Below are 20,746 nucleotides of genomic sequence, written 5' to 3' on the forward strand. Positions count from 1 at the left end.
GCGCGCGTCTTTAGCGCTGCGCCAGCTCGTCCTTGATCATCTGGCGGATCTCCTTGCGCTCCTTGCGGCTCGAGATTTGTTTGGTCGACGGGCTTTCGGGAATGAGGCCCCACGCCTCGCGGCTGGCGTCGATGCGGAAGGTGCGCCGCGCGGCAATCTCCAGATCGTCGCCGCCAAACGCCGCGACGATCATGATCTCGACGCTCTGGATGCTCTCGCCCAGTTTTTCCAGATCCGAGGGGCAGTCCTCGGCATAGTCGGAGGTGATCTGCAGCAGGTTGCGAAAGGTGCCGATGCTCATGAAGTCACCGCGGTTCAGCGGGCCCTGCGGCGTCACGCCTTCGGGGGAACGGTCGCGGCCCGAACGCTGCAGGATATGCCTGTCGGTGATTGTTGCCGAGCACGATCCATTCTCGTGGTGGATCGTGCAGTAGATGTTCTGCGCGTAGACCGGCTCTTGGCTCATGTTCGACACCAGGCAGACGGAATCGATGTCCGAGCCGGAAGCACGGCTGATCAGCAGCCTTGGCTTGCGCGAGCGCAGATAGGTGTAGAGAAACAGCTGCAGGTAGACGACCCAGACCCCCAGCATCCCGAGATTCACAAAGAAGTTCAGAGCACTGCTATGCTCGCTCAGCCATTGCATTCTTGGCTCCAGATGGTTGGCCTGGGCATTAGGCGGCACAGGTAGGCGGCGCGGCCCGCGAGGCCAGTAGAATTCCGCGCGGCGGCGCGAATCGGCTCGTTTGCGGCGGTGGTCGCGGTGCTTCTGAGGGCCGGTCGAGTGACGCGCCGTCGATCACCGGGCGTGCTCTGCGAAATCGCCGCCGTGGCCGAGACGCGCAATCCGGCGCTCTTGGTCGGCAACGCTGGTATATGCGTCAGTGGCTCAAGATCTTATCGACGCACAGGAAATCTTGAACGCGACGTCATTCTGGAATTTGTAGCGCAACAAATTGTGCGAGTGTGAACAGATATTGTGCGCGTTCGCACGAACATTTCTCTCGGTTCCACCCGCCTGCGACCTTTCGGCATCTTGTGCAGCAGAGTAGTCCGCGCCGCGAGGCGTGTCACGTTGCGTCTCTTCTCCCAACGCGGGCTGCGTCGCCTCCCAGACCGGCCTGACGAAAAGCAAAGACTCAAGAATGCCTGAAACCTCCCCCTCATCATCGCCCATTGCGAGGATATAGCTGGCCGTCCTCGGCATGGTCATTCTCGCAGCGGGTCTCTTTTTCCTCTACTTCGGCGCCAAGCTCGCGATGCTCGGCGGCAGCTGGTACTTCGTTCTGGCCGGCGTCGCGCTGCTCGTGTCGGGCATCCAGATCATCCGTGCGCGCCCCATCGGCGCGACGCTCTTCCTGCTGGTCTGGGCGCTGACCATTCCGTGGTCGCTCTATGACGCCGGGCTCGACTTCTGGCCGCTGGTCTCGCGCCTGCTGGCGATCTCTGTCGGGGCCGTGGTGGTCTTCCTGACGCTGCCGCTGCTGCAGAAGCTCGCGGGCAAGAACGTCACCGCAAAGCCCGCCTTCGGCGCCGCGGCCGTGGTTGCCGTGGCCTGCGCCGCCGGTGTCTGGGGCATGTTCCAGCCGCACCCGACCGTGGTGGCCAAGGGATCCGGCCCGGCGCTCGAGCCGGCCGAAAACGACCCCGAGCAGGCGCAGTGGAGCCAGTACGCCGGCAACAACCGGCACGACCGCTTCGCCCCGGCCGACCAGATCAACCGCGACACCGTTGATGCGCTCGAGGTTGCATGGACCTTCCGCACCGGCGACCTGCCGCAAAGCGACGGTGGTGGCGCCGAGGACCAGTCGACCCCGCTCATGGTGAACGGTCAGGTCTATCTCTGCACCCCGCACAACCAAGTGATCTCGATCGACCCGACCACGGGCGAAGAGAACTGGCGCTTCGACAGCGGCGTCGAGAACGACAACTGGCAGCGCTGCCGCGGCCTTGCCTATTTCGACGCGACCCAGCCCGTCGAGCAGCCGACCGCGCCGGACAGCACCCCGGTGATCGCGCCTCAGATGGCCGGCGGCAACTGCGAACGCCGCATCCTGATGAACAACACCCAGGCGCTGCTTTGGGCCATCGACGCCGACACCGGCGAGGTGTGTGAAGGCTTCGGCACCGACGGCTACGTCGACCTCAAGAAGGGCCTTGGCGAAGGCGCGGACGCGGGCGAGTACTCGACCACCTCCGCCCCGACGCTGGCCGGCACCACCGTGGTCACCGGCGGCCGCGTCGGCGACAACGTCGCGCTCGATATGCCCGGCGGCGTGGTCCGCGGCTTTGACGTGATGACCGGCGAGATGCGGTGGGCCTTCGATCCGGGCAATCCCGGCGTCACCGATCTGCCCGAGGGCGAGATCTTCACCCGCTCGACCCCGAACGTCTGGGCGCCGATGTCGTTTGATCCGATGTCGAACACCGTCTACATGCCGCTCGGCTCGGCGGCGATCGACCTCTGGGGCGTGAAGCGCAAGCCGCTCGACCGCGTTTATGGCGCGACGATGCTGGCGCTGGACGCGACCACCGGTCAGGAGAAATGGGCCTACCAGACCGTCCATGACGACATCTGGGACTACGACGTGCCGATGCAGCCCACCTTCATCGACTTCGACGGCACCCCGGCGCTGGTCTTCGGCACCAAGGCGGGCCAGATCTTCGTGCTCGACCGTCTGACCGGTGAGCCGCTGACCGAGGTCGAGGAACGTCCGTTCCCGGCGGGTGATATGGAAGGCGAGGTGTATTCGCCGACGCAGCCGATCTCTGTCGGCATGCCGCAGATCGGTGCCGACCTGATGGACGAGAGCGACATGTGGGGCGCCACGCCGTTCGATCAGCTGATGTGCCGCATCAAGTTCAAGTCGATGCGCTACAACGGTCTGTTCACCCCGCCGGGCACCGACAAGACGCTGAACCTGCCGGGCTCGCTGGGCGGCCTGAACTGGGGCGGCGTGTCCTATGACCCGACCACCAACTACGCATTCTTCAACGACATGCGCCTTGGCCTCGAAGTGCAGCTGGTGCCCTACGAAGGGGACGCGGAAGCCAGCAACGGCGACGAGAACGCGCAGATCAGCGGCGACAACGTGCAGCCGCTGGTCGGCACGCCCTACGCGATCAACGCCAAGGAGCGTTATATGTCGCCGCTCGGCATTCCCTGCCAGAAGCCGCCGTTTGGCACGATGACCGCGGTGAACATGGAAACGCAGGAGATCGCCTGGCAGGTGCCGCTCGGCACGGTGCAGGACACCGGCCCGATGGGCATCAAGATGCACGCCCCGATGCCGATCGGCATGCCGACCATCGGCGGCTCGCTGGCGACCCAGGGCGGTCTGGTGTTCTTTGCCGCCACGCAGGACTACTACCTGCGCGCCTTCGATCAGGCGACGGGCGAGGAGCTTTGGAAGGCCCGGATGCCGGTCGGCAGCCAAGGCACGCCGATCAGCTACGTCGCCGAGAACGGCAAACAGTATGTGGTGATCTCGGCCGGTGGTGCACGCAACTCCGTGGATCGCGGTGATTACGTGGTCGCCTACGCGCTGCCGAACTAAGACGGTGGCCCCTCTGGCAGCGCCAAGCGTGGCGCTGCCAGACCGCGCGGCGGGTTTCAAACGCGCCGCGGTCGGCCGGAACGCCATGTGCGTCACACGGCGTTCTGCAAGACATCGTCGGGAAAGTGGTCGAAGGCCTCGTGCGCGAGTCGCGACGAAGACCAGTTTGTGCGGTCTGCCAAGGCGTCAGTTCTTGCGCACGGGCACCGGGCGCGGGCGCATGCGTCCGCCGCTGCCCAAGGGCTCGGCGCGCTTGCGCAGGTACATCCACATGAGCGCCATGATGGCGATCGAGACGTAGCCGTCGATGGCGTAGTGATAGCCGCTCCAGATCGACAGCAGCAGAATGGTGCCGCAAAACAGCGCGGCAGGCAGGGCGAGCAGCGCCGAGCGTTCGCCGCAGTAGATCGCGACAACCGTCGCCACCGACACATGCACCGAGGCGAAGGCGGAGATCCCTGTCCCAAAGCTTTGCCGGCCCGCCGAATAGGCCTCCCACAGATAATCCTGCAGCGCGCCCATGGTCGAACTGTCCACCCCCGCAAAGCGCAGGGTCCACGTCAGCGAGGCGAAGCGGTTGCTGTCGTAGAGCCGGTCATAGAACACCGGCCCCACCGACATGCCGCTCAGCGCCACCAGATTGCCAATGACGATCCAGCTTGCGCAGTAGAGCGTCAGATAGCGTTTCACCCGGCGCTGATCGTCGTCGAAGGCCACGAGGAAGACCGGAAACAGGAACGCGGCGATCAGCCATGGCCCATGATAAAGCGGCGTGAGGCGTAGCATGACGTCCGGCCCGAAGACGCGGTTGATCACCGTCCAAGGGTCGTCGTTTCCATGCAGCCACGCGTCGATGCGCGCCAGATAGGGATCGGCGTAATAGGGCACGATGTCGGGCATCGTGGTCTTGAACAGCGTGAAGCCCAGATGCAGCGCCAGCACCGCGGCAAAGACCAGCGCGACATTTGCGGCGGCGCGTTTCCCGCCGACCCCGCGCCGCATCTCGGCGCGCAGGGCCCAGAGCGAGATCAGAACCGCGATGACGCCGACATACCACAGCGAGACATCCAGATCGCCGGTGACGGTGTCGAGCACATCGGCAATCACCCGATCGCGAAACACGATGGCCAGCAGGAAGGAAAACACCGCGTAGGCCATGCCGAAGGTGAAAAACGCAAGAGACGGGATCATCGTCTCGCTCCTCTCTTGGCAGTGGCATAGGTCAACATGGCGGTCCGGAATGAGCTGTCTAAAAACGAATAATTAGGTGGAAATCGCCGGTCGGAAAGGTGCTTGGCGGAACGAGCGCAAAACCGGCTGATCCTTGCGGGCCACGCGGCGCGAGAAGAACTGCCTCTTGAAGCCCTCGCGGCGGTCAGGGAACGACCCGCCGCTGGCGGCGGGCTCTGAGCGGTCCGAAGCATCTACCTGTGCCCCACCCAGCCGCGATCATCGGTGAAGGCGCGCGCCTCGGACACGCGGGCGTGGACGTAGTTCTGTGGCAGGCGGTCCAGCGGGTCGAGCGGGACCCGAGAGGCGCTCAGCAGCACGTTGCCGCGGCCCCGCGCGCTGATCGGGCCGCGCACCGCCTGCACGTGCGGATAGAGGTCTTGCAGGATGGCGTGCACGCCCCGCACAAGCGGGCCGTCGAGTCGGTCGATCAGGTTCACATAGACCGGCCCGTCGACGATGCTGCGCAGACTCGCAAAGGTTTCGTGGGTCACCAGATGGGCCGGGACCGAGCCTGACGAAAAGGCATCCATCACCGCCGCATCGAAGCGCCGCTCGGTTTCGTTCAGATAGACCCGCCCGTCCGCATGCACGAGGCCGAGGCGTTGCGACGCGCGCTCGGTTCCGGGCCCCGCCTCATACCCGGCCTGATATCCCGCCTGCCGGATCATCTCGCCGGCCTGCGGCAGGTGCGCGCGCACCACCTGCGTGACCAGCGGATCAATTTCGACCGCCACGGCCTGCGCTTGCGGGCGCGACGCCAGCAGTTCGGTGGGCAGGGTGTAGCCGCCGCCGCCAACGAACAGCACCGAAGGCGCGGGGCCCAGATCGCGGTCCAGCCGGTCCCAGAGCCATTGCGTGTAGGGCAGCGCCAGCGTGCCCGGCTCTGCGCCGTTTCTGGCCGAAGCCCGAAGTTCGGCGGCCTGTATCGTGCCGTCCGAGACCAGCATCACCTCGGGGCCGCGCTCTGCGACATCGAGACAGGACAGGCCGGACTCGTATTGGCAGGCCGGGGCGCCGGCCAGACCGGCAAGCGCGACGAAGCTGCCCGCGGTCACGCAGACCACGGTGTTGGGCCCGGCGGTGCCCACGGGGCGGGCGCGCAGGAACGGCAGGCACAGCAGCGCCGCGGCGCCGCAGGCCGCGAAAGTGGCCGTCGATCCGATCAGTGGCAGAGTCACGAAACCGGCAAGGATGGCGCCGAAGATTGCCCCCACCGAGCCCGCCGCCAGCACGATCCCAAGCGAGGAGCCCTCGCGCCCCGGCCGGGCCTCGATCGCCAGCTTGGCCAGCAGCGGCGAGGGCAGGGTGACGAAGACGGACGCGGGGAAGAAGACGAGGATCACCGTCATCATCATCCCGCCGGTGCCGCGCGCGCCCCAAGCATGAAACAGGCCCAGCAGAGTGGGCGAGACCGCCATCAGCACCGCCGTCGCCACCAGCGCGCTGCGGACATTGCCAAGCGCCACCGGGCGCAGACGTTCGGCGATGAAGCCCCCCAGCGCGCTGCCAAGCGAGAAGCCTCCGAGGACGGTCGCGATAACGCTGGTCCATGTCAGCAGGGAAGTGCCGAAAAACGGCGCGAGCACGCGGCCCGCGGCGATCTCGTAGGTCAGCCCGACTCCGGACAGCACGAGGATCAAAACGATGGTGACCGAGAACCGAATGGTAGCCTCCTTCGGACGTGTTGCGGCACTGAGACGACCGTCCCGCTCCTCGGGGCGTCGCGGCAGCGCGGGGGCAGGCATCAGCCAGTTAGAAACAAGAAGGTAGCGAGGGATCTTCGAAAATCACCTGTCTCTTTACCGGTGCGTGGTGCCGCGCCAATTGGACCGCTCTTTTTAGGCGCGGGATCGGAAATCATAGGGGGGCTTGGACCGATGCCCGGACCGCGTGACCGGCGTTTCGCAGTACAGGCCACCGCCGAAAGGCCTGTCGATCGGCGATAGGGCGCTGATCGTTCGGCGGACGCTCGCAGTTGCCAAAGTTCTTCGATACCGCTGCCCGCGGCGCAAGTTGGCGCGCCGGGCAGATGCGGCGTCGCGTCGTGCGGCGCACCTCAAGAACTGAATGTAAAGAAATGAAACCACTGGACCTTTTTGTCGTCTCGACCTTTTGCGTTGCGCTGCTGGCGCTCGTCGTGCTGAGCGTTTTCGAGCCCCTCTACGGCTTATCCGGTATTGCCCTTTTGCTGCTGGTCTTCGGCCTGCTGGTGCTGCTGATCCGGCGCGCCAATCGTCCGACCTCGGCGCGCATCGCCGCAATGCGGATCAAGCGCTGACACCGGCTCGGCACCGGAGTCCACCTGAACGGTGCCAGCGCATGCAACGCCACCACAGGCGGTGCGTCACCGGCCCTCCCGCACGGCCAAAGCAGGTGCCGCGCTGATAGTGCCGGCGCACGGGTGCTACGCGGGACGGTCGAAACAGCGGCGGCAATGAAGCGTGATCTGGATACGTGGCCCGGCTGTGCTACCTTACTTTTGCTGCGGATGGTTTTCGCGAGCGTCCTCCGAGAGCTAGGCGCAGTTCAGAGAGTCACGAACTCAGGGAGGAGACAATGACTCACCGTCCATCCGGCGCGCTTGCGGGCGCGATGGCTCCGCTTGTGGCCAGCGCATGTATTTTTGCGCTGCCCGCCTTCGCGGAGACCGGCACCAACACCACCAGCCTGCAACATGAGGTGGTCCTCGACGGCCTCGAAAACCCGTGGGACATGGCGTTCCTCGACGATGGCACCATGTTTTTTACCGAAAAATGCAAGGGCCTGTCGGTGCGCATGCCCTCCGGGGATGTCAACGCCCTGCTTGGCATGGGCGGCAGCGAAGGCTACCCATCCACCGCCGATGACCTCTTCTGCGAAGGGCAGGCGGGCATGATGGGGGTCGCCATCGATCCGGGCTTCGCCGAGAACCGTCGCATCTACGTCTATTCGACGTCGAACATGTCGGACCCGCACACCAACCGGCTGATGCGGCTGGTGGTCGGCGATGACTTCACCTCGGTCTCGGACCGGACCGACATCGTCGAGGACGTGCCCTACAAGATGGCGGCGAGCGATCACCCGTTCGGCGGACCGGGCGCGCACAATGGCGGGCGCGTGCGGTTCCACCCCGAAAGCGGGCTGCTGTTCCTGACCACCGGCGACAACCACAACTCGGAGGTCCCGCAAAGCCCGACGATGATGGGCAGCAAGGTGCTGCGCATCGACACCGACGGCAATGCGGCGCCGGATAACGCCCCGCCCGAGGGCTTCGACATGCGGACCTACACCTACGGGCACCGCAATGTGCAGGGCCTTGCCTTCCATCCTGAAACCAACACGCCGATCGTGGCCGAACACGGGCCGTGGCATTCGGACGAGATCACCGTGCTGGAGAACGGTGGCAACGGCGGCTGGGATCCGCGCCCGAACATGGCCGGACGTGGCGACTGCCCCGACAACTACTGCGGCTACATGCCGAACCAGAACGAGGGCATGAACCGGTTCGAGCGGGCGGCCTTCATGCCGATGACCGACTTCGAGACCTATCCCGACGCCATGCCGCCGATCTGGAACAACAACGGCTGGTCGCAGGGCACCTCCTCGGCCGCCTTCCTGACCGGCGAGCAGTGGGGTGACTGGGATGGCGCGCTTGTGGTCGGGATCATGGGCATCGGCTTCGGCGGCACGCCGATCGGCCAGCGCATCGACGTGATCCAGCTCGACAACAGCGACGGCATCTCGGTGCTCGACGTCACCGAGATGACCCTGCCGATGGAAGCCGGGCGCTTCCGCTCGCTGGTGCAGGGGCCGGATGGCAGCCTCTATGCGGCGGTCGACGAAGGCACGATCCACAAGCTCACCCCCGGCATGTGACCGGGCCCGCGTCACGCCCCCCGCGGGGCGTGGCGCAGTTGCGAGCTCGCAGTCAGGCTCTCAGGGTCCGCAAGGGCATCATGGGTCTTGGGACGGGCCGAACACCAGCGCCGCGTCAAGCTCGTAGCGCTGATCCTCCACGCGCAGGATGTGGCGGTCTTGCGCGATCCGCTGGTCGATGTCGGTGCCGACGCCTGACATGGTGGCATCTGCCGACACAAACACGCCGCCTGTGAAGATCAGAAGCCGCGAAAAGCCATTGGGAAAGGTGACGCGGACCGCCGCCGTCGCCGGTCCGCTGCGCGCAACCGCCGCCGCGCAGGTCTGCAGCGGTTGCCCGATGTCCTGCGCGCACAGCGCGGAGCCGATCTCGTCGAAATCGCCGCGCCGGGCGCGTGCCACGGCGTCGTCCAGCCGGTCAGAGGCCCCCGCGCGCCCCTCCTGAGCCAGCGTCGCGTGGGGCAGCCCGAGCAGCGCTGCGCAGAGCCCGACCGCGAAACAGCGCCGCCAAGCGCTGCGCCCGCGGTCACTCCAGTTCGGTGGTGATATAGGCCACGACATTCTCGATGTCCGCGTCGCTCAGTTTGCCCGCGATCGGGTACATCAGCGCCGAGTTGGGCCCGACCGACTCCTTGGCGCGATAGGCCTCGAGCCGCTCGGCAAGATACTCGGGGCCCTGACCGATGAGCTTGGGAAAGCTTGCCATGCCCTTGCCGGTGGGGCCGTGGCAGTTCTTGCACACCGATTGGTAGACGCTCTCACCGGCGGCGCTGTCCTGCGCCTCGGCGCAGGTTGCGGCCATCAGCCCCGCAGCCGCGAGGCGCGCGATTGTATGTGTGTTCATGATGTCCTCCCTGCCAGACAAGATATCGCGGCGCCGGGGGCAGGCAAGCGTTCGTGCCGGTCAAAGCGCGCGGATCACTACCGCAGCTGCAACTCCTGCGGTGCGCGGTGGGTGTCGTAGATGCGTTGGATGAACAGCCCGGTGGGTCGCTGGCGCAGAGGCTTGTAGACCTTCTGCATATAGACCGGGCAGCGCGCTTCGAGCGGCAGCATCCCATGATAGCCCTGCGCCAGCACCATGGGCGCGAGCGAGGCGGCGGTGGCAAGATCGGCGAAGCTGAGCCTGTCACCCAACAGATAGCGGCGCCCGTCCGACAGCCGTGCATCGAGCCTGTCGAACCCGTCATGAATGGCCTCGAGCGCCGTATCGGCCACGCCCTGATCCAGCTTCAGCCCCTTGTACATCAGCCCCCTGATCAGCGGAAAGGCGAGGCGGCAGGTCAGGGTCTCGTACCACGGCACCGCAGTGGTGAGCGACGGCCAGACAACCGATCTGTATTTCAGCAGGTTCCAGTAGGACCAGTGCACCACGGCGGTGCCGATGCCATAGCGGGCGTCCTGTTGCAGCCGGTCGACCTCCGTCCAGCGCTCGGCCTCGCGCTGCTTGTCGGGCCAGAGCCGCTTGCCCGGTGCCGCCTGCGGCTCGAGCAGATCGATCATCGCCTCGATGCCTGCGGATTTCGTCTTGCGGTCGGCAGAGAGCAGCAGCGGGTAGCCTTCGGCACTGACGCCCCAGCTTTTGAGGGCCAGCACGTGAAAGATCGGCGCGTGCGGGCGCTCTTGGTAGGCGATGCCATAGTGGCTCAGCATCCAGCGCCCAAGGTCGACGTCGGTGGATGGCAGAAGGGTCACGAGGCGGGGCAGGGGCTTGCGCGGGGACATCACAGCCGCTCAACCGTAGAGCAGGTGGAAATGCTGCGGGTGCGGCGTGCCGCCGGTGTCGATCTGGCCGGTGTCGATTTGTCCGGCGGCGCCCTCGGCACGCCGCAGGTTAGGCTGCGCGATCAAGGGTTTGAGGATCGCCGGGATCACCGCCCTGTTGATCGCCGCGCCGAAACAGGTGTGCATGCCGTAGCCCCAGATGATGTAATCCTTCCAAGGACGATCGGTGCGAAAGCTGTTCGGATCGGGGATGCGGTAGCGGTCGAACATCGCCGAGGCGGTGGCGGCAAAGACCATCTGCCCCTTGCGGATCTGCGCCGCGCGGAAGGTCGAGCGCGCCACCACCGTGTCATGCAGCGCGCGGCGGTAGATCACCGGGTTGTGCGGATTGAAGCGCAGCGCCTCCCAGACGAATTGCGCGAAGGCGGGATCGTCCGAAACCGCCGCCGCCCGCGCCTTGGCCAACTCGTCGGGGCGGTTCAGCAACTCGTCGAGCGCGAGGCAACAGGCCTTGGAGATCGTCGGGATCGCGCCGATCAGCAGACCCAGCAGGTTGTTGCGGATACCGAGGTCATCCATCCCCGGCGTGCCCGAGCTTTGCAGCGCAAGGCAGCGATTGAGGATCTGCGGTCGGTCGTCGGGGCTGGCCTTGCGCGCCGCGATGGCCGCGTCGAGATAGTCGCGAAGGTCGGCGGCGTAGCGCATGGCCTTTCTGTCTAGGTCGGGATCGGCGGGCAGGTCTTCGAAGAGGTACCAGAACAGCACCGTGGTCCAGTTCTGCATGGTCTCACGCGTGCCGCCGACGCCGAAGTATGTGTCGGTCATGTCCCACGGCACGCGCAGGAAAAGCTCCGGCACCGCGTCGATGCGGCCCGTCGCCCCGGCGACTATCTCCTGCGCCAAGGATGCCGCGCGGGGCAGCACGATCTGTGCCACGTCCGGGCGCCGCGCCGCGAGCCGCATGGCCGAGGTGTCGCGGGTGTAGTCCCAGCCGGGCTGCATCCCCAGAAAGAAGTTCTCGCCCCCGGTCAGCTTGCGCATCCGCGGGCCATAGACCACCTCGAAATCGGCATCGCGGTTGAGCACGTCGATGCAGTCTTCATGGCGGGTGACAACGACGGTGCCGCTGTTGTCATAGGCCTTCACCAGCACCGCTTTCAGCGACAGGTTGGGCCAGAAGGCGCGCAGCACGGCAAACACCTTTGCCTGCGCATGCGGCGCTGTGAGCAACGGCGCCAGCGCCGCCTTGCCGCCCTTGGCAAAGGCCGCCGCGCCCTTGCCGATCAGCCAGCCCAAAGCCGCCAGCCCCTCGGCCAGAACCATGACAAAGCGGCAGAGGGTCGCGACGCATCCTTTCAGCCGTGCCAGCATCGCCGCGCCCTCATGTCGGGTCCACGATGCCCATGGCGATCATCCGCAGGGCGATCATCGAGGGCACGAAGAAATAGTCGCCGCCGCGGCATTCCACGAAGGTCTTGAGCCGGGTCATCATGTAGGGCGGCTTGCCGCTCTTGGGGTCCGAAGGGATCATGTGGCGGGTGTGCTGGTCGTGGCGGCCCAGCATCGGGCAGGTGTTGTTGCCCTGATGGAAGTCGAGCCCGTACTGGATCCACTGTTGCTGCACGAACTCGAACTGGCGAAACAGATCGACCCCCATCACCATCATGATCACCCCCTGTTCCGAGGCATCGTCGCGCGGCGCGAAGTTGGGCGGGCCGTAGGGCAGGCCGCGGCGGAGCACGCGGCGGCGCTTGTTGAGCGCGTGGGTGGCCTTGGGGTTCTCGAATTGCGCGCCGGTCTCGGGATCGATGCCGAACTGGTTCAGCGGGTCGAGGTAATCGCGGGTGTTCATCCGCCGCATATGCGCGCCGCCGGGGCATTTGAAGCCCGCCATGTCGTCGGCGTAGCGGAAGTTCGAGGCTTCGGGGCTGCGGATGTAGGCGATGTTCTTGCCCCAAGCGGCCGGGTCCATGCGCATCGCGCCGCTGTCATCGCGCCACCCGCCCTTCTGTCCGAAGGCGATCCAGTCGCCGTAGTCGGGCACCACTGCCAGCGGCACGCCGTCCGACCAGCGCCCGCACATCTTGGCCAGAATGGTCTCCTTGGCTTCGGTCAGACCCACGCCCATGCAGTCGGCGTATTGCGCGGCTTCGGCGTCGACAACCTCGTGAAAGCTCGAGACGTTCTCGTGCAGCTTGCGGTAGGCCATGAAGGTGCCGTTTTGCATGAACTCCGGCGGCATGGCGGTGGGCGGCAGTTCCTGACTCTCGCCGGGATGGCCGAAGATGAACTCGCCGGGCTCCAGCGGCTCCCAATCGTTGCCCATGCGCTTGCCGCGCCCGATCAGCGCGGTCTTTTCCTTTTCCGGGGGATACTGGCCCTTGAACACCGGATCGCCGATGCCGTCGGTAAAGCCGAAATGCTCGCGGGCGGTGGGCAGCGTGAGCCCGCCGAACTCGTCAAACACCGCCGAGGCGGCCTGATAGGGCTGATCGCCGGCCTTGCCGTTGCGTTCGATCAGGTCGACGCCGTGGCCGGTCAGCGAACGCAGCCACTCGGTTTTGGCCTCGAGCGCCGGGTGCGGCTGCTTCAGCCGGGCGAGGCCTTCGGGCGTGTCGGGATCGGCGCCGCCAAGGTCGGGCTGCGCGTTAAGCGTGACGAGGATGTGCACGTCCTCGGCGCCGCCCTTGCCCTCTTTGCGGTTGCCTTGCCAGATCGGGTCCCAGTCGCGATCCCAGTCGAGATCGTCATCGGCGGTCTTGGTCGGGTCCCGGTCGCCCAGCATCGAGGCGCGGCTGCGCATGCCCGAGATGAACACATCCGGCATGCCCTGCAGCGTGCGGTCCGGCACTTCGAGCCAGTAGAGCCCCATGAAGGTGAAGGCGATGTTGACGGTGCACTCGGGCTTGTCCGCCTCCTCGGGCCAGCGCGCCGAGGTGGTCACCTCGCGCCGCACCGCGTCGACGAAAGCGCGCCCGGCGGCAGGGTTTCGGATACGAAAGAACAGGTACCGCGCGAAGGGAAACGAAAACCGCCCATAGGCGCGGGTCACATTGCCCTGAATGTCATGCAGGTTCAGTTGATAGCCCATTTTTAACCCCTCACACACCGGCCTGCGGCTGTGGCGCCGCGTCGGAAATCACCCCCGGTTTCTGCGTCGGCCCGGCGATGTCGGCGGGGGCGTGCGTCGCGAGAAACGCGCCGAAGGCCGCGTGCAGGGCCTCGGGCGGGGCGTGTTGGTGGGCGGCGATGAAATCGGCGAAGGCCTGCTGCATGTACAGCGCCTTGAGCACGGTCGGCAGATCGTCATGCTTGGCCGGTGCCAGAGGTTTCGCGCCGTTGGAGATCGCAAAGCGCACCGCAAGCAAGAAGGCCAGCACCGTCAGCACCAGCGCCACCAGCGCAAGGCCCAGCGTGTTCACGCCCCACAGGTGGATCACCCCGAAAAGGCGCAGCACCAGCGCCGCCAGCATCACCAGCGCCGGCACACCCACGGCGGCGATCAGCCCCTTCAGCGGCAGCGTGTTGAACGCCGGAAGCGAGAGGTAATAATCGTGGTAGGGCATCGTTGTCTCGACATGGCAGCGCTCGAGATAGGCCCCGAAGGCCGCGCCGCTGTCGGTGCCGTCGAACCCGTGGCAATTGCCGAAGATCGCCTTGATCTCCTCGCCCATCGTGTCCCAGAGCGTCTGCGCATAGGCCAGCCGCACCTTGCGCTGGCCTTCGGCGTCGAGCGTCGACGGCAGCGGCGCACCGTCTTTCACGATGGCGTCGATATCGGCGGTAAAGACAAGATAGGCCGAACGCAGCCTGTCCACCTCGCCCGGCACGATGGTGTTCACCCCGCGCACCGTGGCCACCAGCGCGTCCTGCGCGCTGCGCCCGTTGTAGACCACGTCATCAAGCACGAACATGCGGGCAAAGTGATTGCGGGTGTTGCGCGAAAACGGCGCGGCATATTTGGTTTTCTGTGTCGCCGGGGTCTGGTGGCCCGGGGGCAGGCGGGCCAGTTCGATGCGCACCTTCTGCTTGAACGACACATCATTGCGTGGGCCGCCCCGCTTGATCGGCACGATGTAGGTCAGGAACAGGTGTCCGCTGTCAAGATCGGCCATCTCACGCCTCCTTCCGCTTTGCGCCGAACCGCGCCTGCGCCGCCTCGATATAGTGCAGGCGGTTCACGTCGGCGCGCTCGGTGTCGAGGCTGGCGACCGGGCCGAAGCCGGGATCGCCGAGGTCGTTCTGCACGGCCAGATATGCGGCGCGAAACGCCTCTGCGAAGGCGTCGGGCGTGTCGGAGCCATGCGTTTCGGCCAGCGACAGAACCTGATCATAAACCTTGAGCGCCGACTTGATGTCGCGCTGCGCCGAGCCGGGCGTGGCGTTGTAGTAATAGTCGGTGCCGATCTGGTTGTAGGTGATGTAATCCTTGAACGGTGTGATCGGGATCGACAGCGGGTATTTGCTCGCCGAGTACCAGAACAAGTTGAGACCGTTGGGAATACCGTCGGAGAAGGCGTCGATATACTGGTCCCATGTGCCGTTGAAGTTCGAGCAGAACAGCATGTAGTCGTTGTCGAGCGTTTCCTTGCCCTGCCCAAGATCGGGCCACTGATCGCGCTTGATGATGACCCATCTGGCGAAATGGATGAGCGACAGCCCGAGCAGCCCCATCAGGTTCGACGGCAGGCCGCGCGCCGCCATGAACAGCAATCGGTTGATCCATGTGACGCTGGGGCGACTGGGGGTCACCACGTTCATCGCATAGGCTTTTCCGGCGACGTTCGACATGGCGCACTCCAATCACTGAGGGGTGTGTTACGTAGCGGCAACTATTCCATAAGATGCATAAGACCGCGACAAATCGCCTCAGTCAAAGAGTTTTTCGAGATGGTCCCGGATTGCCTGTCCTGACCGCTCTTGGCGCGCCCTGTCGGGTCGTGCGGTGCGCGCGCACTTGGCGGATCCGTTTGCGCAACACGCGGCCCGGAATGGTGGTGGCGGTTGCGCTGCGCGAACCGAGGCACGCGCGGGCAGGGGGCCGGCGCTCCGCCTGCGGCAGATGTGCTTGGCGCGCGGCGCGGTATCGCCGGAGCCGCGCATTGATGCACGTCAACCGGCGCTCCGGGGAAAACGGGTAGACCTAGGCCGTCGAGGAGAAGACGGCTTCGGGAGGAGGCCATGTCTCAGGGCAAAAGACTGTCTAAGGGCGAAAGACTCGAAACTCGGCCGGGGCGCGCGCCGGATGCGCAGGTGCCCTGGTCCGATGTGCCGGGGCTGATCGATGCCCCGGATGGCCGCGTGAACATCGCCTACGAGGCGGTGGACCGCCACGTCCGTCACGGCCACGGCGCGCAGACCGCCCTGCTCTGGATCGGGGCAGAGGGGGCGCGGCGGGTGCTGACTTTTTCCGAGCTTGCCGAACAGACGGCGCGCTTCGCGAATGTGCTGCGCGCGCATGGGCTGACACGCGGCGACAGTGTTTACGCGCTGATGGGGCGGGTGCCGGACCTCTATGTCACCGCGCTCGGCACGCTGAAGGCCGGTCTGCTGTTCACACCGCTGTTTTCCGCCTTCGGCCCAGAGCCGATCCGCACACGTATGGAGATTGGCAGCGCGACGGTGCTGGTGACGACCGAAGCGCTCTACCGGCGCAAGATCGCGCCCTGGCGCGCTCAGATGACCTCGCTGCGGCTGGTGCTGATCCTCGGCGACGATGCGCCCGAGGGCTGTGTCGCGCTCGGCCCGGCCCTGGCGGCGGCGGCGCCCGCGTTCGAGCCGGTGCCGACGCGTCCCGAAGACCCGGCGCTGATCCATTTCACCTCGGGCACCACGGGCCGCCCCAAGGGCGCCGTGCACGTTCACGGCGCGGTGCTCTACCATGCCTTCTCGGGGCGCGTGGCGCTCGATCTGACGCCGGGCACGATCTACTGGTGCACCGCCGATCCGGGCTGGGTCACCGGCACCTCCTACGGCATCATCGCGCCCTTGGTGAACCGCGTGACGATGATCGTCGACGAGGCGGAGTTCGACCTGCTGCGCTGGTACGCCACGCTGCAGCGCGAGAAGGTCGAGGTCTGGTACACTGCCCCCACCGCGATCCGCATGATGATGCGGTCCGGCAAGGAGGCGGCGGCGCCCTACGACTTCTCGTCGTTGCGCTTTCTGGCCAGCGTCGGCGAGCCGCTGAACCCCGAAGCGGTGATCTGGTCCGAGGCCGTCTTCGGCCAGCCCTTCCGCGACACCTGGTGGCAGACCGAGACCGGCGGAATCATGATCTCCAACCGGCCGGGGATGGCGGTGCGGCCCGGCTCCATGGGCAGGCCGCTGCCGGGCATCGAAGCCGGCATTGTGCAGCGCGACGGCGACGGGCTGCGCGCGCTCGGCGACGGCGGGGTCGGCGAGCTCGCCCTGCGCCCCGGCTGGCCGTCGATGATGCGCGCCTACCTCGGCGAGCAGGCGCGCTACGACAAGTGCTTTGCGGATGGCTGGTACCTCAGCGGCGATCTGGCGATGCGCGATGCCGACGGGTATTTCTGGTTCGTCGGTCGCGCCGACGACCTGATCAAGAGTTCCGGCCACCTGATCGGGCCCTTCGAGGTGGAAAGCGCCCTGATCGAACATCCCGCCGTCGCCGAGGCCGGCGTCATCGGCGTTCCCGACGAGACTGCGGGCGAGGTGGTGAAGGCCTATGTGACGCTCAACCCGGGCTATTCGGCCTCGCAGGACCTGGAGCGCGCGCTGCGCGGCCATGCCCGGGCGCGGCTGGGGCCCGCGGTGGCCCCGCGCGAGGTGATCTTTCGTGCGACCCTGCCCAAGACGCGCTCGGGGAAGATCATGCGCCGCCTGCTGAAGGCGCGCGAACTGCGTCTGCCCGAGGGAGATATTTCCACGCTGGAGACAGACGAGTCATGAGCCCCTCGGACACCAGCGCGACAAAACCCAGGCTCGACCGGGCGCATGTGCTCTCGCTGTTGCGGCAGATGATCCGGATCCGCAGGTTCGAAGACACCTGCGCCGAACTCTACACGCAGGAGAAGATACGCGGATTCCTGCATCTTTACGACGGCGAGGAGGCCGTCGCCGCTGGTGTCATCCCGGCGCTGGAGCCGCGCGACCGGATCGTGGCGACCTACCGCGAACACGGTCATGCGCTGGTGCGCGGGGTGCCGATGACCGCCGTCATGGCCGAGATGTACGGCAAGGCCGAGGGCTGCTCGGGCGGACGGGGCGGCTCGATGCACCTCTTCGATGCGGCGCGGAAATTCTACGGCGGCAATGCCATCGTCGGTGGCGGGCTGCCGCTCGCTACCGGGCTGGCGCTGGCTGACCGGATGCAGGACAGCGGTTGCGTCACCGCCTGCTTCTTCGGCGAGGGGGCGGTGGCCGAGGGCGAGTTCCACGAGGCGATGAACCTTGCGGCGCTGTGGCAGTTGCCGGTGCTCTTTGTCTGCGAAAACAACGGCTACGCCATGGGCTCTGCGCTGGCCCGCACCGAGGTGCTGACCGACATCTCGCGCAAGCCGGCGTGTTACGGCATCGAGGCGCGGCAGGTTGATGGCATGGATGTGGTCGCCGTCGAGGTTGCCGCGCGCGGCGCCATCGCGAAGGTGCGCGAGACCGGCGCGCCGCAGTTTCTCGAATGCCTGACCTACCGCTTCCGTGCGCATTCCATGTTCGACCCCCAGCTTTACCGCGACAAGGCGGAGGTGGCGCGCTGGCGCCAGCAGGGCCCGATCGTGAAGTTCCGCGGCTGGCTGCTGGACACCGGCCTGATCCACGAGGCGGATGTGGCCGAGATCGAGCAGCAGGTCGATGCCGAGATCGCCGATGCCGTGGCCTTTGCCGAGGCGGGACAGTGGGAGCCTGTCGAGAGCCTCACAGCCCATGTGCTGGGTCCGCCGCCCGCCCCGCCGCCCGCCCCCGCGCCGTCCGGAGACCTGATCGAGATGACCTATCGCGAGGCGCTTCGGCTGGGTCTGCGCGATGCTCTTGAGCGCGACGAACGGGTCTTTCTGATGGGCGAGGACGTGGGGGCCTACGGCGGTTGCTATGCCGTCTCAAAGGGGCTGCTGGAGCAGTTCGGCGAGGCCCGCATCCGTGACACCCCACTGAGCGAGAGCGGCTTTACCGGCGCAGGGATCGGCGCCGCGACCGCCGGGATGCGGCCCATCGTCGAGTTGATGACGGTGAACTTCTCGCTGCTGGCGCTCGATCAGATCCTCAACTCGGCCGCCACGCTGCGCCACATGTCGGGTGGCCAGTTCGGGGTGCCGCTGGTGATCCGCATGGCCACCGGCGCGGGCAAGCAGCTTGCGGCGCAGCATTCGCACAGTCTCGAGGGCTGGTACGCACATATTCCGGGGCTGAAGGTGCTCGCCCCGGCAACGCTGGAGGATGCGCGTGGGATGCTCTGGACCGCGCTGCAGGACCCGGACCCGGTGCTGATCTTCGAGAACGTCATGCTCTACAACCGCAGCGGCAAGATCGACAGCGCTGCGGGTGCGGTGGAGATCGCCTCGGCCGCCGTCCGCCGCGCCGGGACGGACCTCAGCCTGATCACCTACGGCGGCTCGCTGTTCAAGACGCTGGAGGCCGCCGAGGCGCTGGCGGCGCAGGGTGTTTCCGCCGAGGTCGTCGACTTGCGCAGCCTGCGCCCGCTCGACGAGGCGACGATCATCGCCTCGGTCGCCAAGACCCGCCGGGCGCTGGTGATCGACGAGGGCTGGCGCAGCGGCGCGCTGGCGGCGGAGGTCTCTGCGCGGATCATGGAGCAGGCGTTCTGGTCGCTCGATGCGCCTGTCGGTCGCGTCTGTTCAGCAGAGGTGCCGATCCCCTATGCCCGGCATCTCGAGCAGGCGGCGATCCCGCAGGTGCCCGTGATCGTCGCGGCGGCCCGCGCCCTGCTGGGAGGTGGCTGATGGTGGGGGGCGGTTGATGGGCCTTTTCACCATGCCTTCGCTCGGCTCGGACATGGAGGCCAGCACATTGACGGAATGGCTGGTGAAACCGGGCGACCGCGTGTCCCGCGGCGACGTCGTGGCCGTGGTCGAGACCCAGAAGGGCGCGATCGAAATCGAATGCTTCGAGGACGGCGTGGTCGAAGATCTGCGCGCCGAGGTCGGAGCAGAGGTGCCGGTCGGAGCGCCCCTCGCACTGATCCTTGCGCCGGGCGAAGAGCACACCGCCGAGCGCGGCCCCGAGCCACCGCACCCGAAGCCGCCTGCCGCGCAGCCGGTCTCCCTGCCGCCGCAGGGGCCGCACGGTCCTGCCGCCTCGCCGGCGGCGCGGATGCGGGCGCGCGATCTCGGGGTTGATCTTGCGGGGCTGACCGGCAGCGGACCGGGCGGCGCGATCCTTCTCGCAGACGTCGTCCCGCCCGCCGAGGTCACGCCGCAACCGGTGCCGCGGGCCATCGCCCAGACCGAGATGCGCCGGGCGATCGCCGCGGCGATGACCCGGGCCAAGCGCGAGATTCCGCATTTCTACCTCTCGGCCACAATGGATGTGCAGCCTGCGCGGGACTGGCTGGAGGCCCGCAACGCGGACCGGCCACCGGCCGAGCGGCTTTTGCTTGGCGCGCTCTTTGTCCGCGCGGTGGTGCTTGCGGCGCAGGCGGTTCCGGTGATGAACGGGCACTATCGCGACAATGCGTTTCAGCCGGCCTCCGGGGTGAACGTCGGCGTGGCGGTCGCGCTGCGCGGCGGCGGGCTGGTCGCCCCGGCGCTCATCGGTGCGGAGAGCCTGGACCTTCCGGCAACGATGGCCGGGATGCGGGATCTGGTTATGCGCGCCCGCGCCGGACGGCTGCGGGGGTCGGAAATGAGCGAGGGCACGATCACCGTCTCGAGCCTTGGCGAGACCGGCGCAGAGGCCATGTCCGGGGTCATCTTTCCGCCGCAGGTGGCGCTGGTCGGCATTGGCGCGCCGCAGCTTCGACCTTGGGTGGTGGCCGGAAAAATCGTCCCGCGCCACGTCGTGACGGTGACCGTTTCGGCGGATCACCGGGTCAGCGACGGGCGGCAGGCGGCGCGCTTTCTCGCCGCCTTCGAACAGCAGATCGCACTGCCGGAGGGCTTATGACAGAGACAGAGATGCGCCGCGCGTTCATCGACGCGCTGGTCGGCGTGGCGCCCGACATCGACCCGCGCAGTTTTGGCGAGGGCGATCACATCCAGCGCGATCTCGGGCTCGACTCGATGGACGTTCTGAACCTGGTGGCGGCGCTGCACGACCGGCTTGGGATCGACATCCCCGAGGCCGACTACCCGCAGATCGCCACGCTGGCTCTGGCGGTGCCCTACCTGCGGGCGGCAGAAGCTTCGGGGCCGCGATGAGTTCGGCGTGGCGGGAGAGGCGAGCGCGGCCGGGAGATG

17 protein-coding genes are annotated in these 20,746 nt (G+C 66.8%); 7 read left to right on the plus strand and 10 right to left on the minus strand.

Annotated features, from left to right (window positions below):
• Positions 1-10: 10 nt before the first annotated feature.
• Positions 11-646, minus strand: a complete 636-nt coding sequence (locus ACXAJT_RS20470) for a hypothetical protein (protein WP_475238286.1) — start codon at positions 644-646, stop codon at positions 11-13.
• A gap of 559 nt (positions 647-1,205) precedes the next feature.
• Here ACXAJT_RS20470 and ACXAJT_RS20475 point away from each other — a divergent pair.
• Positions 1,206-3,557 (plus strand): membrane-bound PQQ-dependent dehydrogenase, glucose/quinate/shikimate family, encoded by a 2,352-nt coding sequence (locus ACXAJT_RS20475; RefSeq protein WP_475238289.1) that lies wholly within the window; start codon positions 1,206-1,208, stop codon positions 3,555-3,557.
• 186 nt (positions 3,558-3,743) lie between these two features.
• Here the strand turns inward: ACXAJT_RS20475 and ACXAJT_RS20480 are convergent, their stop codons facing one another.
• Both ACXAJT_RS20480 and ACXAJT_RS20485 read right to left on the minus strand, forming a co-directional pair.
• A complete protein-coding gene (locus tag ACXAJT_RS20480; protein WP_475238292.1) occupies positions 3,744-4,748 on the minus strand; it encodes a phosphatase PAP2 family protein in 1,005 nt (334 codons plus the stop codon).
• 233 nt (positions 4,749-4,981) lie between these two features.
• Positions 4,982-6,535 carry a fused MFS/spermidine synthase gene (locus ACXAJT_RS20485; RefSeq protein ID WP_475238295.1) on the minus strand — a complete coding sequence of 518 codons (1,554 nt, stop codon included), beginning with the start codon at positions 6,533-6,535 and terminating at the stop codon, positions 4,982-4,984.
• Between the two features lie 230 nt (positions 6,536-6,765).
• Between ACXAJT_RS20485 and ACXAJT_RS20490 the strand changes: the two genes are divergently transcribed.
• Positions 6,766-7,068 carry a hypothetical protein gene (locus ACXAJT_RS20490; protein ID WP_475238298.1) on the plus strand — a complete coding sequence of 101 codons (303 nt, stop codon included), beginning with the start codon at positions 6,766-6,768 and terminating at the stop codon, positions 7,066-7,068.
• 278 nt (positions 7,069-7,346) lie between these two features.
• A complete protein-coding gene (locus tag ACXAJT_RS20495; protein WP_475238300.1) occupies positions 7,347-8,645 on the plus strand; it encodes a PQQ-dependent sugar dehydrogenase in 1,299 nt (432 codons plus the stop codon).
• A 78-nt stretch (positions 8,646-8,723) separates the two neighbouring features.
• Here the strand turns inward: ACXAJT_RS20495 and ACXAJT_RS20500 are convergent, their stop codons facing one another.
• The 7 genes from ACXAJT_RS20500 to ACXAJT_RS20530 all read right to left on the minus strand — a co-directional run bounded on the left by ACXAJT_RS20500 (position 8,724) and on the right by ACXAJT_RS20530 (position 15,161).
• Complete coding sequence (locus tag ACXAJT_RS20500) at positions 8,724-9,206, minus strand: hypothetical protein (protein WP_475238303.1); 483 nt, start codon at positions 9,204-9,206, stop codon at positions 8,724-8,726.
• Positions 9,172-9,489: a c-type cytochrome gene (locus tag ACXAJT_RS20505; RefSeq protein ID WP_475238306.1), complete on the minus strand. Its 318-nt coding sequence runs from the start codon at positions 9,487-9,489 to the stop codon at positions 9,172-9,174. The genes ACXAJT_RS20500 and ACXAJT_RS20505 overlap by 35 nt, the downstream gene beginning before the upstream one ends.
• Before the next feature lie 77 nt (positions 9,490-9,566).
• Entirely contained in the window at positions 9,567-10,370 is an 804-nt protein-coding gene (locus ACXAJT_RS20510; RefSeq protein WP_475238310.1) for a glutathione S-transferase C-terminal domain-containing protein, read from the minus strand.
• A gap of 9 nt (positions 10,371-10,379) precedes the next feature.
• Positions 10,380-11,741: a cytochrome P450 gene (locus tag ACXAJT_RS20515; RefSeq protein ID WP_475238315.1), complete on the minus strand. Its 1,362-nt coding sequence runs from the start codon at positions 11,739-11,741 to the stop codon at positions 10,380-10,382.
• A 10-nt stretch (positions 11,742-11,751) separates the two neighbouring features.
• Positions 11,752-13,461, minus strand: a complete 1,710-nt coding sequence (locus ACXAJT_RS20520) for a Dyp-type peroxidase (RefSeq protein WP_475238320.1) — start codon at positions 13,459-13,461, stop codon at positions 11,752-11,754.
• A gap of 10 nt (positions 13,462-13,471) precedes the next feature.
• Positions 13,472-14,485, minus strand: a complete 1,014-nt coding sequence (locus ACXAJT_RS20525) for a hypothetical protein (RefSeq protein WP_475238323.1) — start codon at positions 14,483-14,485, stop codon at positions 13,472-13,474.
• A gap of 1 nt (position 14,486) precedes the next feature.
• Positions 14,487-15,161 carry a hypothetical protein gene (locus tag ACXAJT_RS20530; protein WP_475238326.1) on the minus strand — a complete coding sequence of 225 codons (675 nt, stop codon included), beginning with the start codon at positions 15,159-15,161 and terminating at the stop codon, positions 14,487-14,489.
• Positions 15,162-15,623: 462 nt separating this feature from the next.
• Here ACXAJT_RS20530 and acsA point away from each other — a divergent pair, with 462 nt between their 5' ends.
• The 4 genes from acsA to ACXAJT_RS20550 are packed head-to-tail and all read left to right on the plus strand — an operon-like array spanning position 15,624 to position 20,707.
• Positions 15,624-17,285 carry an acetate--CoA ligase gene (acsA, locus tag ACXAJT_RS20535; RefSeq protein WP_475238329.1) on the plus strand — a complete coding sequence of 554 codons (1,662 nt, stop codon included), beginning with the start codon at positions 15,624-15,626 and terminating at the stop codon, positions 17,283-17,285.
• The gene (gene pdhA / locus ACXAJT_RS20540) at positions 17,282-19,291 is read left to right on the plus strand and encodes a pyruvate dehydrogenase (acetyl-transferring) E1 component subunit alpha (RefSeq protein WP_475238332.1); all 2,010 of its coding nucleotides are present in this window, start codon (positions 17,282-17,284) and stop codon (positions 19,289-19,291) included. The genes acsA and pdhA overlap by 4 nt, the downstream gene beginning before the upstream one ends.
• 16 nt (positions 19,292-19,307) lie before the next feature.
• A complete protein-coding gene (locus ACXAJT_RS20545; protein WP_475238335.1) occupies positions 19,308-20,453 on the plus strand; it encodes a dihydrolipoamide acetyltransferase family protein in 1,146 nt (381 codons plus the stop codon).
• Complete coding sequence (locus tag ACXAJT_RS20550; RefSeq protein WP_475238339.1) at positions 20,450-20,707, plus strand: acyl carrier protein; 258 nt, start codon at positions 20,450-20,452, stop codon at positions 20,705-20,707. Before ACXAJT_RS20545 ends, ACXAJT_RS20550 begins: the two co-directional genes overlap by 4 nt.
• Positions 20,708-20,746 lie beyond the last annotated feature (39 nt).

Source organism: Salipiger sp. ABF4_146 (assembly GCF_056161345.1).

Bases quoted from the DNA above. Each gene is read 5' to 3' on its own strand.
- ACXAJT_RS20480 (WP_475238292.1), bottom strand. From the start codon at position 4,748: ATGATCCCGTCTCTTGCGTTTTTCACCTTCGGCATGGCCTACGCGGTG.
- ACXAJT_RS20495 (WP_475238300.1), top strand. From the start codon at position 7,347: ATGACTCACCGTCCATCCGGCGCGCTTGCGGGCGCGATGGCTCCGCTT.
- ACXAJT_RS20550 (WP_475238339.1), top strand. From the start codon at position 20,450: ATGACAGAGACAGAGATGCGCCGCGCGTTCATCGACGCGCTGGTCGGC.
- ACXAJT_RS20525 (WP_475238323.1), bottom strand. From the start codon at position 14,485: ATGGCCGATCTTGACAGCGGACACCTGTTCCTGACCTACATCGTGCCG.
- ACXAJT_RS20475 (WP_475238289.1), top strand. From the start codon at position 1,206: ATGGTCATTCTCGCAGCGGGTCTCTTTTTCCTCTACTTCGGCGCCAAG.
- ACXAJT_RS20545 (WP_475238335.1), top strand. From the start codon at position 19,308: ATGGGCCTTTTCACCATGCCTTCGCTCGGCTCGGACATGGAGGCCAGC.
- ACXAJT_RS20515 (WP_475238315.1), bottom strand. From the start codon at position 11,741: ATGCTGGCACGGCTGAAAGGATGCGTCGCGACCCTCTGCCGCTTTGTC.
- ACXAJT_RS20485 (WP_475238295.1), bottom strand. From the start codon at position 6,535: ATGCCTGCCCCCGCGCTGCCGCGACGCCCCGAGGAGCGGGACGGTCGT.
- ACXAJT_RS20470 (WP_475238286.1), bottom strand. From the start codon at position 646: ATGCAATGGCTGAGCGAGCATAGCAGTGCTCTGAACTTCTTTGTGAAT.
- ACXAJT_RS20500 (WP_475238303.1), bottom strand. From the start codon at position 9,206: ATGTCGTGGCCTATATCACCACCGAACTGGAGTGACCGCGGGCGCAGC.
- ACXAJT_RS20530 (WP_475238326.1), bottom strand. From the start codon at position 15,161: ATGTCGAACGTCGCCGGAAAAGCCTATGCGATGAACGTGGTGACCCCC.
- pdhA (WP_475238332.1), top strand. From the start codon at position 17,282: ATGAGCCCCTCGGACACCAGCGCGACAAAACCCAGGCTCGACCGGGCG.
- ACXAJT_RS20520 (WP_475238320.1), bottom strand. From the start codon at position 13,461: ATGGGCTATCAACTGAACCTGCATGACATTCAGGGCAATGTGACCCGC.
- ACXAJT_RS20505 (WP_475238306.1), bottom strand. From the start codon at position 9,489: ATGAACACACATACAATCGCGCGCCTCGCGGCTGCGGGGCTGATGGCC.
- ACXAJT_RS20510 (WP_475238310.1), bottom strand. From the start codon at position 10,370: ATGTCCCCGCGCAAGCCCCTGCCCCGCCTCGTGACCCTTCTGCCATCC.